Source organism: Micromonospora sp. NPDC005686, from assembly GCF_042871665.1.
Classification (GTDB): Bacteria; Actinomycetota; Actinomycetes; order Mycobacteriales; family Micromonosporaceae; genus Micromonospora.
This window is the reverse complement of the sequence record NZ_JBIAIY010000008.1, coordinates 166,693-180,510: the sequence shown is the minus strand read 5'-3', so window position 1 is coordinate 180,510 and position 13,818 is coordinate 166,693. Positions and strand designations below refer to the sequence as shown.

Genomic DNA, 13,818 nt, shown 5'->3' with positions numbered 1-13,818 from the left:
AGGCCCCGGTGCGGGGCGACAGAGGCGAGGAGCGCGACATGTGGCGGGGACTGATCGAGGCGTACCGGGATCGGCTGCCGGTCACCGAGGCGACGCCCGTCGTCACCCTGCACGAGGGCAACACCCCGCTGCTGCCGGCGCCGGTGCTCTCCGCCCGGGTCGGTGCGGACGTGTGGCTCAAGGTCGAGGGCGCCAACCCGACCGGCTCGTTCAAGGACCGGGGCATGACGGTCGCGGTCTCCAAGGCCGTCGAGGCCGGTGACAAGGCGATCATCTGCGCCTCCACCGGCAACACCAGCGCCTCCGCCGCCGCGTACGCGGCGCGCGCCGGGATCACCTGCGCGGTGCTGGTGCCGCAGGGCAAGATCGCGCTGGGCAAGCTCGCCCAGGCGCTCGTGCACGGCGCGAAACTGCTCCAGGTGCAGGGCAACTTCGACGACTGCCTCGGGCTCGCCGGCAAGCTCGCCCAGGACTACCCCGTCGCGCTGGTCAACTCCGTCAACATCGACCGGCTGCACGGCCAGAAGACCGCCGCCTTCGAGATCGTCGAGGCGCTCGGCGACGCGCCGGACATCCACTGCCTGCCGGTCGGCAACGCCGGCAACATCACCGCGTACTGGATGGGCTACTCCGAGGACCTGCGTGACGGCAACGCCACGAAGGCCCCCCGGATGTACGGCTTCCAGGCGGCCGGCGCCGCCCCGATCGTCACCGGGCAGGTGGTGCCGGAGCCGTCGACCATCGCCACCGCCATCCGGATCGGCAACCCGGCGAGCTGGACGAAGGCCATCGACGCGCGGGACGCCTCCGACGGCCTGATCTCGGCGGTCACCGACCGGGAGATCCTGTCGGCGTACCGGCTGCTGGCCCGCGAGGTGGGCGTCTTCGTCGAGCTGGGCAGCGCGGCGAGCGTCGCCGGTCTGCTCCAGCAGGCCGACGCCGGCCGGGTGCCGGCCGGATCACGGGTGGTCTGCACGGTCACCGGGCACGGCCTGAAGGACCCGGAGTGGGCCATCTCCACCGCGCCGGCGCCGGTGACCATCGCCAACGACGCGCTGGCCGCCGCGCGTTCCCTCGACCTGGTCTGAGGTCGAGGCGTCGGCGGACGACGTCGGCGGGAGTGTGATCGGCCGGGGCGGATGTTGGGAGTGCCGGGGCGTGCGGCAGACTCAGACGCCCCCGCCGGACACCTCTCCAGGAGTGAGTAACGCCGATGTCGCTGCTCGCCAGATTCAGCCTCGCCAACCGGGGCCTGATCGCCCTCGTCGCGTTGGTGACCACGGCCTTCGGCCTGTTCGCCGTGCCGTCGCTGAAGCAGCAGCTCCTGCCGTCGCTGGAGTTCCCCGCCGCGTTCATCGTGGCGACGTACCCGGGCGCCGCGCCGGAGATCGTGGAATCCCAGGTCGCCGAGCCGATCGAGAAGGGCCTCCAGGGCATCCCCGGCCTGGACAAGGTCACCTCCACCTCGCGCGAGGGCGCGGTCACGGTCCAGGTGCAGTACGAGTTCGGCACCGACCTGGACGACGTCGTGAACAAGATGGAGACCGCGCTCAACCGGATCGACTCCCAGCTCCCCGAGGGCGTCGACCCGCAGGTGATCGCCGGTAGCACCGACGACCTGCCCGCCCTGGTGGTCGCCGCGACCGGCGACGGCGACGAGCGGGCGCTGGCGGAGAAGCTGCGCAGCGCCGTCGTACCGGAGCTGGAGGCGCTGGACGGGGTCCGCTCGGTGGACGTCACCGGTGCCCGGGACCAGGTCGTGACGATCACGCCGGATCCGGCGAAGCTGGCCGCCGCCAAGGTGGCGCCGACCGCCATCGCCTCGGCGCTCAAGAGCAACGGCGTGGCCGTGCCGGCGGGCGCGCTCGCCGACGGCGACCGGTCGCTGCCGGTGCAGGTCGGCACCCCCATCCGCACGCTCGACGACCTGCGCGGCATCGTGCTGACCACCGCTCCCGCCGCCCCGGTACGCCTCGGCGACGTGGCGGCGGTGGAGCAGCGGCTCGCCCCGGCCACCTCGCTGACCCGTACCAACGGCAAGCCCAGCCTGGGCATCGCGGTGACCGCCGCCCCGGACGGCAACGCGGTGGAGATCTCGCACGACATCCGGGACCGGCTGGACGAGCTGGGTGACGCCGCGGGCGCCGAGCTGACAGTGGTCTTCGACCAGGCGCCGTTCGTCGAGCGGTCCATCGAGAGCCTGACCACCGAGGGCCTGCTGGGCCTGGTCATGGCGGTCGTGGTGATCCTGGTGTTCCTGCTGTCGGTGCGTTCCACGGTGGTCACCGCGGTGTCCATCCCGCTGTCCGTGCTGGTCGCGCTGATCGTGCTCTGGTCCGGCGACTACTCGCTGAACCTGCTCACCCTCGGCGCGCTGACCATCGCCGTCGGGCGGGTGGTGGACGACTCCATCGTGGTGCTGGAGAACATCAAACGCCACCTGGAGTACGGCGAGCCGAAGCGGGACGCCATCCTGACCGCGGTCCGCGAGGTGGCCGGCGCGGTGACCGCGTCCACGCTCACCACTGTCGCCGTGTTCGCGCCGATCGCCCTGGTGGGCGGCTTCGTCGGGCAGTTGTTCGCCCCGTTCGCGATCACCGTGACGGTGGCGCTGCTCGCCTCGCTGCTGGTGTCGCTGACCGTCATCCCGGTGCTGGCGTACTGGTTCCTGCGGCCGCGCGCCGGTGCCGACGCCGCCGCCCGGCGGGCCGCCGAGGAGAAGGAGCTGCGCAACCCGTTGCAGCGGGCGTACCTGCCGGTGATCGACTTCGCGACCCGCTCGCGGAAGACCCGCTGGGCCACCGTCGGCCTCGGCCTGCTCGTGCTGCTGGGCACGTTCGGCCTGGCGCAGAAGCTGGAGACGAACTTCCTGGACGACTCCGGCCAGGACACGCTCGCCATCCGGCAGGAGATGCCGGCCGGGACCTCGCTCGCCGGCACCGACCGGGCCGCCGCGCGGGTCGAGGAGGTGCTGCGGCGTACCTCCGGGGTGGAGACCTACCAGGTCAGCGCCGGTGGTGGGGACAACCCGTTCGCTGGCGGCGGCAGCGACCGGGCCACCTGGTCGCTGTCGCTGTCCGACGACACCGACGCCGCGACGGTACGGCAGGCTCTGCGCAAGGAGTTCGACGCGCTCGGCCCGGAGGTGGGCGAGTTGACGTTCGGCGGCGGGCAGAACGCCTCCGCCAGCCAGGTCGAGGTGGTGGTGCAGGCCGCCGACCAGGAGACGCTGACCCGGGCGGCCGAGGCGGCACGGGGCGCGCTGGCCGGCACGCCGGGCGTGGAGGACGTGACCACCAGCCTGGCCACCCAGGTGCCGCGCGTCGAGGTGACAGTGGACCGGCTGGCCGCGGCCCGCGCGGGTCTCACCGAGGCGGCCGTCGGGCAGCTCGTCGCGCAGACGTACCGGGGTGCGCCGCTCGGGCAGGTGACGCTGGACGGGACCGCGCAGACCGTGGTGCTGAGCAGCGGCGCCCGGCCGCCGCTCACCGTCGGGGAACTGCGGGCGCTGCGGGTCGGCGCGGTGCCGCTGGACGCGATCGCCGACGTCAACCAGGTCGACGGCCCGCAGCAGGTGACCCGGATCGACGGGGAGCGCAGCGTCTCGGTCACCGGCACGGCGACCGGCTCGAACCTCGGCGCCACCACGCAGGAGCTGCAGAAGCGGCTGGACGCGCTGGACGTGCCGGGCGCCACGTACGTGATCGGCGGCGTCAGCGCGGACCAGGCCGACGCGTTCGCGGATCTCGGTCTCGCGGTGCTGGCCGCCATCGCGATCGTCTTCCTGATCATGGTGGCCACGTTCCGCAGCCTGACCCAGGCGCTGATCCTGCTGATCTCGGTGCCGTTCGCCGCGACCGGCGCGATCGGGCTGCTGCTGGTCACCGGCACACCGCTGGGCGTGCCGGCGCTGATCGGCGTGCTCATGCTCGTCGGCATCGTGGTGACGAACGCGATCGTGCTGCTGGACCTGATCAACCAGTACCGGGCACAGGGCATGGGCGTGACCGAGGCGGTGGTCGAGGGCGGCCGGCGCCGGTTGCGGCCGATTCTGATGACCGCGGTGGCCACCATCTTCGCGTTGCTGCCGATGGCGCTCGGGCTGACCGGCGAGGGCGGCTTCATCTCCAAGCCGCTCGCGATCGTGGTGATCGGCGGCCTGCTCAGCTCGACGCTGCTGACGCTGGTGCTGGTCCCGACGCTCTACACCATGGTCGAGCACACAAAGGGCTCGTTGCGGGCCCGGCGCCGGGGCGGCGCTCCCGAGCCGGTCGAACTCCAGCCGGATCCGGTGCCGGTGCCGGCCGGCGGGGCCGAGGAACGGTCCGAGGAGCGGTCCAGGGTCGCGCCGCCGCCGGCCCGCCCGTCGGGCGCGCTGGTCGACGGCACTGATCAGTTCGAGGTGCTGCGCCTGCCCAAGAGCCGCAGCTCGCCGCTTCCGCCGACTGAGTGACGGGCCGGGACGGGGCCCGTGGGCCCCTCCCGGCGCCTCGGCGCGCGGGACACACCGCAGTGACATCGAGCGGTACGCTCAGTGAACTTTTGCACACTTTCGGTTCGGGGGCGTGATGGCGGGGGGCATAGGCCGGTGGGATCGGCGGAGCCTGCTGCGCCGCTCCGCGCTGTTGCTCGGCGGTGCGACGATCGGCTCCGCCGCGACGGCCGAGAGCACCTGGGTGGCCGACCGCCGGCTCCCGATCGCGGGCGGGCCGGCCAGCACCACTGTCGGCAACCGCCACCAGGAGGTCGGCGCCGGCGGGGTGCAGGTGGTCTGGGGGGTACGCACCGAGGAGCGCCTGGTGGCGCTCACCTTCGACGACGGCCCCCGCCCACAGTGGACCCCGATGGCGCTCGACACGCTCGCCGAGCACCGGGTGCCGGCCACCTTCTTCCTGGTCGGTGAGCGGGCCCGCGAGCACGCCGCGCTGCTGCGGGGCCGGATGGACGCGCACGAGGTCGGCAACCACAGCTGGGCGCACCGCGACCTGGCCCGGATGGACGCCGCAACCGTCTACGACGACCTGCGCCGCAGCCACGACGCGATCACCGCGGCCACCGGGTCGGCGCCCCGGCTGCTCCGCCCGCCCTGGGGGCACCTCGGTGGTTCGGTGCTGTACGCGTCGGCCCGGCTGGGCTACCGCGTGGTGCTCTGGACGCTCCAGATGGTCGAGGGCGCCTTCCCGCACGACCCGGCCGGGCACGCCCGGCGGATCGTCGCCGACATGCGCCCCGGCACGATCCTGCTCGCCCACGACGTGGGCAACGACTCACGGCTGGTGGCGCTTCGCGGCCTGCCCGACATCATCGACGGGCTTCGGGCCCGGGGATACACCTTCGTCACGGTCTCCGACCTGCTGCGCCGCGCTGCCGCGCCGGGGGCGGCCCGGTAGGGTGCCCCGCGTGTCGCCCACCCTCTCGGTAGTCGTCCGCAACCGCGACTTCCGCCATCTGTTCCTCGCCGAGCTGGTGGTCTTCGGCGCGGACTGGTTCGTCATGGTGCCGCTGCTGGTGCTGCTGCCCGACCTGACCGGCAGCGGCGTCTGGGGCGCGCTGGTGCTGGCGGTGGACACCGGCACGACCGCGTTGCTGCTCCCGTACGCCGGGACCGTCGCCGACCGGTTCGACCGCCGCACGGTGATGATGGTGGCGAACGTGGGCGCGCTCGCCGGTGTGCTGCTGCTGCTCGGCGTGCGCAGCGCCGGTACGGCCTGGCTGGCGCTGGCGGCGATCGCGCTGGTGGCGGTGGCGAAGGCGTTCTACTCGCCCGCCGCCCAGGCCGCGCTGCCCAACGTGGTCGACCCGGAGGACCTGGCGGCGGGCAACGCGGTCGCCGGCTCGGCCTGGGGCACGATGACAGTGGTCGGCGCCTCGCTGGGCGGCATCCTGAGCGCCGCCGCCGGCGCGTACGTCAGCTTCTGGGTGGCGGCCGTCGGCCTGGTCGCCGCCGCGGGCCTGGCCGCGCTGATCCGCCGGCCGTTGCAGGCGCCACGGGACCCGGCGGCGGCGGTGCCGCGCACCTGGGCGGCGATCCGGGAGGCGCTGCGCTACATCGCCCACCGCCCGCGGGTGCTGGCGCTGGTGACCGTCAAGTCGGCGGTCGGCCTGGGCAACGGCGTGCTCACCGTCTTCCCGCTGCTCGCCGGGGTGTACGGGGTCGGCGCGGTCGGCGCCGGCCTGCTCTTCGCCGCCCGTGGCGCCGGGGCCCTGGTCGGCCCGATCATGATGCGCCGGGTGCTGAGCAACCGGGCCTGGCTGCTCACCGGCCTGGCGCTGTCCATGTCGATGTACGGCCTGGCCTACCTGGGCGCCTCCATGGTCACCTGGTTCCCGCTGGTGCTGGTCCTGGTCTTCCTGGCCCACCTGGGCGGCGGCAGCAACTGGGTGCTGTCCAACTACGCGTTGCAGGGCGAGGTGCCGGACCGGCTGCGCGGCCGGGTCTTCGCCACCGACATGATGCTGGCGACGCTCGCCATCGCGGTGAGCCAGCTGGTGGTGGCGCTCGTCGTGGACCGGGTGGACGAGCGCACCGTGCTCGCCGGCTGTGGCCTGGTCACAGTCCTGTACGCGATCGGCTGGCGGTTCGCCACCCGGCGGCTCTCGCTCACCGACCCGGTCGACGTGCCGACACCGGAGCGCACCGGGTGACGCGCCGGTCCCACGGTCCGGGCGGTCCGGCCGGGCGGTCGCTGTGACGTCCTAGCATGAGCCGGTGCCGATCACATTCACCTCCGGCCCGGTACGGGTCCGGGTGCCCGCGACCAGCGCCAACCTGGGCCCCGGCTTCGACGCGCTCGGGCTGGCCCTCGGCCGCCACGACGACGTCACTGCCGAGGTGACGGACGGCGGCGTACGGGTGTCGGTCACCGGCGAGGGCGCCGGCGAGCTGCCGTCGGACGAGCGGCACCTGATCGTCACCGCCATGCGGGCCACCTTCGACGCGCTCGGCGCGCAGCCGGCCGGCTTGGCACTGGAGTGCGTCAACCGCATCCCGCAGGCCCGCGGGCTCGGCTCGTCGTCGGCGGCGATCGTGGCCGGGGTGCTGGCGGCCCGCGCGCTGGTAACCGACGGCGAGCGGCGGATGGACGACGGCGCCGCGCTGCGGCTGGCGGCCGAGCTGGAGGGGCATCCGGACAACGTCGCGCCCTGCCTGCTCGGCGGCTTCACGATCGCCTGGACGGAACCGGGCGGGGCGCGGGCGGTCTCGCTGCCGGTGGCGGCGGCCGTGCGCCCGACCGTGTTCGTGCCCGCCGAGCGGGGCCTGACCTCGGTGGCCCGGGCGGCGCTGCCGGCCACCGTGCCGCACGCCGACGCGGCGTCGAACGCCGGCCGGGCGGCCCTGCTGGTGCACGCGCTCACCACCGACCCCGCGCTGCTGCTGCCCGCCACCGTCGACCGGCTGCACCAGGACCAGCGGGCCCCGGGGATGCCCGCCTCGGCGGCGCTCGTCGCCGCGCTGCGTGCGGCGGGTGTGGCGGCTGTGGTCAGTGGGGCGGGGCCGACCGTGTTGGCGCTCTCCCAGGTCTCAGCGGGCTTTCAGGCGGGAACAGATTGGCGGCGCTGGGAGTTGCCGATAGATGTCAGCGGTGCCCGGGTCATCCGGGGTAGACTTTGACACGCCGAGCGGGGCCCTGTTGCCGCAGGTCGGACAAGGCGATTACGCTCTAGACCTAGCACAGCCGCGAAGCATGCGATCTTCCTGCGGTTCGGCGCACCCCCGAAGCTCTCGGCGGTAGCCCGTCACCCCTGCTCAAGGCCCACGCCGCGCCGCAGTTTCCACAGGTCGCCGCAGACGGCGAGACCTGCTCACCGACGGTGGTGAGTCGGGAAACCACCGGCTGCTGTGTCACAGACTCCCGCGACGCGTCATGCGAGGCGGGTGCACCGAGGCCGCCCGGCCACCTGGTTCCACGACCCCGGGCAGCCCGGCCTATCGAGGGAAGGAATCCATTGAGCGACACCACCGACGTGACGTCGGATGTTTCCAACGTCGCTGGCGATGCCACCACCGCCGCCGCCCCCACGCGTCGCCGGCGTAGCGGCACCGGTCTGTCGGCGATGCTGCTTCCGGAGCTGCAGAGCCTGGCCGCGTCGCTCGGCATCTCTGGCACCGCTCGCATGCGCAAGGGCGAGCTGATCAGTGCCATCACCGAGCGGCAGCAGGGCGGCGCCGCGGCCGGAACCCCTCGACCGCGAGCCGAGGTGGCGGCAGCGGCCGCGCCCGCCCGTGAGGAGGTGCACGCGGAGGTCCGTGAGGAGCGGGCCGAGGCACGCCCCGCCGAGCAGGCGCCGGCCGCCGAGGTGACCGAGGGCCGTACCCGTGGTCGCCGTAGCCGGACCGCCGCCGCGACCACCGAGGCCCGACCGGCCGAGACGCCGGCTGCCGAGGCGGCGCGGCCGGCCGAGACGACGCGCGTCGACGAGGCACCCGCCGAGACCGGCGAGCGGGCCGAGCGTGGCGGTGACCGGGCCGAGCGCGGTGAGCGTAACGAGGGCCGGGGCCGTGAGCGGGGCGAGCGCGGCGGCGAGCGGGCCGACCGCGGCGAGCGCGGCGGCGAGCGGGCCGAGCGTGGCGGTGACCGCAACGACCGTGGTGACCGCGGCGAGCGGGCCGAGCGCAGCGACCGCAACGAGCGGAGCGACCGTGGCGAGCGGGCCGAGCGTAGCGACCGGAACGAGCGCGGCGACCGTAACGATCGTGGCGAGCGCAACGACCGTGGTGACCGCAACGACCGAGGCCAGCGCGCCGAGCGGGACAACGACGGCGACGACGACGAGGCCGGCGGCCGGCGCGGCCGGCGCAGCCGGTTCCGGGACCGCCGTCGCGGCCGTGGCGAGCGGGGCGAGGTCGGCGACAGCGGCAGCGGTCGCGAGCCGCAGGTCGGCGAGGACGATGTGCTCGTTCCGGTCGCCGGCATCATCGACGTGCTCGACAACTACGCCTTCGTCCGGACCACCGGCTACCTGGCCGGCCCGAACGACGTGTACGTCTCGATGTCCCAGATCAAGAAGTACGGCCTGCGCCGCGGTGACGCGATCACCGGCGCCGTGCGGGCCGCGCGGGACGGCGAGCAGCGGCGCGACAAGTACAACCCGCTGGTCCGGCTGGACACCATCAACGGGATGGAGCCGGACGAGGCGAAGCGCCGGCCGGAGTTCTACAAGCTCACCCCGCTCTACCCGCAGGAGCGGCTGCGGCTGGAGACCGAGCCGCACATCCTGACTACCCGGGTGATCGACCTGGTGATGCCGATCGGCAAGGGCCAGCGGGCGCTCATCCAGTCGCCGCCCAAGGCGGGTAAGACGATGGTGTTGCAGGCGATCGCGAACGCGATCACCCGCAACAACCCGGAGTGCCACCTGATGGTGGTGCTGGTGGACGAGCGGCCCGAAGAGGTCACCGACATGCAGCGGTCGATCAAGGGCGAGGTCATCGCGGCCACGTTCGACCGGCCGCCGCAGGACCACACCACGGTGGCCGAGCTGGCGATCGAGCGGGCGAAGCGGCTGGTCGAGCTGGGGCACGACGTGGTCGTGCTGCTCGACTCGGTGACCCGGCTCGGTCGGTCGTACAACCTGGCGGCGCCGGCCAGCGGCCGGATCATGTCGGGTGGTATCGACTCCACCGCGCTGTACCCGCCGAAGCGCTTCCTCGGTGCCGCTCGCAACATCGAGAACGGCGGCTCGCTGACCATCATCGCCACGGCGCTGGTGGAGACCGGTTCGATGGCGGACACGGTCATCTTCGAGGAGTTCAAGGGCACGGGTAACGCCGAGCTGAAGCTCGACCGGAAGATCGCCGACAAGCGCGTCTTCCCGGCGATCGACATCAACCCCACCGGTACGCGTAAGGAAGAGGTCCTGCTCGCGCCGGAGGAGTTGGCGATCATCCACAAGCTCCGCAAGGTGCTGCACTCGCTGGACTCGCAGGCGGCGCTCGACCTCCTGCTGGACCGGCTCAAGCAGTCCCGCACCAACATCGAGTTCCTGATGCAGATCGCGAAGTCCACCCCGGGCGAGTGAGCTGACGGATCCGACGAACGAGGGGCACGGCCACGCGGCCGTGCCCCTCGTCGCGTTCACGGCCGGTGTGTTGAAGTTTTTCTACGGTTAAGCCGCGAGGTATTGAAACTTCTGTTCACCATCGGGTTGACTGTCGTCCATGCGAACCCGCAGTCGACCCGCCCACCTCGCCGGCGTCCTGCTGCTGACGCCGTTGCTGACCCTCACCGCGCCGGCGCCGTCCGCCGCCGGGCCGTCGGCTGTCGGCCCGCCGGCAGCCACCGCCGCCGAGGACGCGCCACGCGCCTCGTCCCGGCCCGACTCCGCCGTCGCGCTCGCCGGTGTCGAACCGGCCGGCGGCCTGGATACCGCCAAGACCACCCGGCCGGTCGCGCCCGGTCTCGACCTGACCTCCTTCGACAGGTACGACGCGGCCGGCTGGTTGCGCGCCGACGCCCTCACCGCCGACCTGGCCGGCGGGCTGACAGTGGACTACGTGAACTCCGGCGAGGTCACCAGGGACGAGCCGCTGCGCGCCGCGGCGGACCGGTCCCGCGCCGTCGCGGCGGTGAACGGCGACTTCTTCGACATCAACAACTCCGGGGCCGCCCAGGGCGTCGGCGTCCGCTCCGGTGAGCTGGTGCAGTCGCCGGTCGCCGGGCACCCCAACGCGGTCGGGATCAGCGCTCAGGGCGTCGGCCGGGTGGTCCAGGTCGGCTTCGAGGGCACCGCCACGCTGCCCGCCGGGCCGGTGTCGCTCACCCAGTTCAACAACATGGTGCAGCGCGACGGCGTGGGTGTGTTCACCCCGCTCTGGGGCTCGTACACCCGCAAGCGGGCGGTCGAGGACGCGGCCCGGACGGTCGAGGTGACGGTGACCGGCGGCCGGGTGGCGAGCGTGGCCACCACGGCGGGCGAGGGGCCGATCCCGGCCGGCAGCACCGTGCTGCTCGGCCGCGAGGCCGGCGCCGACGCGCTCGCCGCGCTGCGTCCCGGCGACACGGTGGACCTGACCTGGCGGCCGCGCGCCTCCGACGGCGGTGACCTGCGCGCGGCAGTGGGCGGCGGCAACGTGCTGGTCCGCGACGGCGTGGTGCAGAGCATCGCCGACGAGTCGCTGGCCCCGCGTACCGCTGTCGGCTTCTCCGCCGACGGCCGCAAGATGATCATGTTGACGGTGGACGGGCGGCAGGTGGACAGCCGCGGCGTCACCCAGACCGAGATGGGCCGCATGATGGCCGAGCTGGGCGCCGCGAACGCGCTCAACCTCGACGGCGGCGGCTCCTCCACGCTGCTCGCCCGGGAGCCGGGCGCGGCGGCGGTCCAGGTGGAGAACAGCCCGTCCGACGGCAGCGAGCGGCCGGTGCCGAACGGGCTCGCCGTCTATGCGCCGAAGGGCAGCGGCCGGCTCACCGGCTACTGGCTGGAGGCCGCCAGCGACCCGACCGCCGCGCCCGGCGTCGCGCCGGTGCGTGGCGGCCGGCCGGACCGGGTCTTCCCCGGCCTCACCCGCCGGCTCACCGCCGCCGGATACGACGAGACGTACGGTCCGGCCGCGGGCGAGCCGCGCTGGCACGCCACGCACGGCCTGGTGGACGGCGACGGCGTGTTCCGCGCCGTCGTCCCCGGACGCAGCACCGTCACGGCCACGCGGGGACGCGCCCGGGGCGCCATCGAGCTGACGGTGCTCGGCCCGCTCGCGCGCATCGACGGCACCGTCGACCGGGTCGGCCTGGACCGGGCCGGTGACAGCGGCCTGTTCGGCGTGGTCGGCTTCGACGCCGAGGGCAACACCGCGCCGATCGAGCCGGCCGACCTGAAGCTGGAGTACGACAGCGACCTGCTCTCCGTCACCCCCACCGCCGACGGCAACCTCTCCGTCAAGGCGCTGGCCGCGACCGGTTCGGCGCTCGTCACCGCCCGGGTCGGCAACCGCAGCACGGTCCTGCCGGTGACCGTCGGGCTCACCGACGTGCCGGTGGCCGGGTTCGACGACGCCGCGTCCTGGAAGTTCAGCCAGGCCCGCGCCGCCGGGTCGGTCGCACCGGCCGAGGGGCACACCGGCACTGGGCTGCGGATGTCGTACGACTTCAGCCAGTCCACCGGCACCCGGGCCGCGTACGCCGACCCGCCCGCCTGGATCGACGTACCCGGCCAGCCGCAGGCGTTCGGGATGTGGATCAAGGCGAACGGCACCGGCGAGTGGCCCAGCCTGCACCTGCACGACGCGCAGGACACCCAGTTCGTGCTGCGCGGGCCCTACCTGGACTGGACCGGCTGGAAGTACGTCGAGTTCGCCGTACCGCCCGGCGTGCAGTACCCGGTGCGGGTGCGCCGGTTCTACGTGGCCGAGACCGACCCGGCCAAGCAGTACCGCAGCGAGGTGGTGATCGACGATCTGGTGGCCCGGGTGCCGCCGGACGTGCAGGCGCCGCCGGAGCCGAACCGCACCGACCGGGTGGTGGTGCGCGACGGCACGGTGGACGGGGCGCCCTGGCGCTTCGCGGTGCTCTCCGACGCCCAGTTCGTCGCCGCGAACCCGGACAGCGACCTGGTCGCCCAGGCCCGCCGTACGCTGCGCGAGGTCCGCGCCGCCCGGCCGGACTTCCTGATCATCAACGGCGACTTCGTGGACACCGCCTACCCGGCGGACTTCGCCCTGGCCAAGCGCATCCTGGACGAGGAACTGGGCGGCGAGGTGCCGTACCACTACGTGCCGGGCAACCACGAGATCATGGGCGCGCCGATCGACAACTTCCGCAGTGTCTTCGGCGACACCTCACGCGTCTTCGACCACCGGGGCACCCGGTTCCTCACGCTGAGCACCGCCACCGGATCGCTGCGCGGCGGCGGGTTCGACCAGGTGGAGCTGCTGCGCCGGACGCTCGACCAGGCGGCCGCCGACCGCTCGGTGGGTTCGGTGGCGGTGTTCTTCCACCACCCACCGCGCGATCCCAGCCCCGCCAAGGCCAGCCAGCTCGGCGACCGCAAGGAGGCGGCACTCGTGGAGCAGTGGCTGGCCGACTTCCAGCACCGCACGGGCAAGGGCGCCCTGATGGTCAACGGCCACGTCGGCACGTTCCACGCCGACCGGGTGGACGGCGTGCCGTACGTGATCAACGGCAACTCGGGCAAGGACCCGTCCACCCCGGCCGCGCTCGGCGGGTTCACCGGCTGGACCGAGTTCGGCGTGGACCCGGTGACGCCGGGGGAGGCCGAACGGGCCCGCCGTGACCCGCTGGCCGAGGGGCCGACGTGGGTGGCGGCGGAGACGCACGCGCACGTCGACCGGCTCGCCCTGACCGCGCCCGCCGAGGTGCGCCGGGGGACGCCGGTGGAGGTCACGGCCACGCTCACCCAGCCGGGTGGGCGGCAGGTGCCGGTGGCCGCGCCGGTGAGCGCCGACTGGTCCGGGTCACCGAACCTGCACGTCGGTGGCGCCCTGGGCGTACGGCCGTGGCACGTGGCCTGGTTCGACCCGGCCACCGGCAAGCTCACCGCGTTGCGCGCGGGTGCCCAGGTGCTGCTGGCGGTCACTGTGAACGGCGTGAAGGCCGAGGCGACGGTGACCACCGCCGCCGCCGCGGTCCACGCCCCCGCCGCCTGACCCCGGGCCGGGGCTCCGCACCTGGGGGACGGAGCCCCGGCCCTCCCGCCTCCCGGCCCGCCCGGCCGGGTGGCGGTCAACGTCATGATCGTCGGGCTCAGGGCTCGGGCTCGGGTGGGGGGCGAGAGTCGGGTGGGGGAGTGGGCGGGGTGGGGGTGGGAATGCTGAGCGGTGGGCCGGCGTTGGAGGTGGCGGACCTCCTGTGCCGGGTG

Annotated in this window: 7 protein-coding genes; all 7 read left to right on the top strand. The window is 73.8% G+C overall.

Going from position 1 to position 13,818, the window contains the following annotated elements; genetic code table 11:
- Positions 1-38 precede the first annotated feature (38 nt).
- Positions 39-1,088 carry a threonine synthase gene (thrC, locus tag ACFYON_RS19770; RefSeq protein WP_354871357.1) on the top strand — a complete coding sequence of 350 codons (1,050 nt, stop codon included), beginning with the start codon at positions 39-41 and terminating at the stop codon, positions 1,086-1,088.
- Positions 1,089-1,213: 125 nt separating this feature from the next.
- Positions 1,214-4,453 carry an efflux RND transporter permease subunit gene (locus tag ACFYON_RS19765; protein ID WP_354871355.1) on the top strand — a complete coding sequence of 1,080 codons (3,240 nt, stop codon included), beginning with the start codon at positions 1,214-1,216 and terminating at the stop codon, positions 4,451-4,453.
- A 115-nt stretch (positions 4,454-4,568) separates the two neighbouring features.
- Positions 4,569-5,390 (top strand): polysaccharide deacetylase family protein, encoded by an 822-nt coding sequence (locus ACFYON_RS19760; protein ID WP_354871353.1) that lies wholly within the window; start codon positions 4,569-4,571, stop codon positions 5,388-5,390.
- 10 nt (positions 5,391-5,400) lie between these two features.
- The gene (locus ACFYON_RS19755) at positions 5,401-6,645 is read left to right on the top strand and encodes an MFS transporter (protein ID WP_354871350.1); all 1,245 of its coding nucleotides are present in this window, start codon (positions 5,401-5,403) and stop codon (positions 6,643-6,645) included.
- A 64-nt stretch (positions 6,646-6,709) separates the two neighbouring features.
- Positions 6,710-7,612 carry a homoserine kinase gene (gene thrB / locus ACFYON_RS19750; protein ID WP_354871347.1) on the top strand — a complete coding sequence of 301 codons (903 nt, stop codon included), beginning with the start codon at positions 6,710-6,712 and terminating at the stop codon, positions 7,610-7,612.
- Between the two features lie 335 nt (positions 7,613-7,947).
- Positions 7,948-10,020, top strand: a complete 2,073-nt coding sequence (gene rho, locus ACFYON_RS19745) for a transcription termination factor Rho (protein ID WP_387320969.1) — start codon at positions 7,948-7,950, stop codon at positions 10,018-10,020.
- 139 nt (positions 10,021-10,159) lie between these two features.
- Positions 10,160-13,606 (top strand): phosphodiester glycosidase family protein, encoded by a 3,447-nt coding sequence (locus tag ACFYON_RS19740; protein ID WP_355094752.1) that lies wholly within the window; start codon positions 10,160-10,162, stop codon positions 13,604-13,606.
- The last annotated feature ends 212 nt before the right edge of the window (positions 13,607-13,818 follow it).

Coding starts and splice junctions, on each gene's coding strand:
- ACFYON_RS19765 (WP_354871355.1), top strand. CDS start 1,214: ATGTCGCTGCTCGCCAGATTCAGCCTCGCCAACCGGGGCCTGATCGCC.
- ACFYON_RS19740 (WP_355094752.1), top strand. CDS start 10,160: ATGCGAACCCGCAGTCGACCCGCCCACCTCGCCGGCGTCCTGCTGCTG.
- thrC (WP_354871357.1), top strand. CDS start 39: ATGTGGCGGGGACTGATCGAGGCGTACCGGGATCGGCTGCCGGTCACC.
- ACFYON_RS19760 (WP_354871353.1), top strand. CDS start 4,569: ATGGCGGGGGGCATAGGCCGGTGGGATCGGCGGAGCCTGCTGCGCCGC.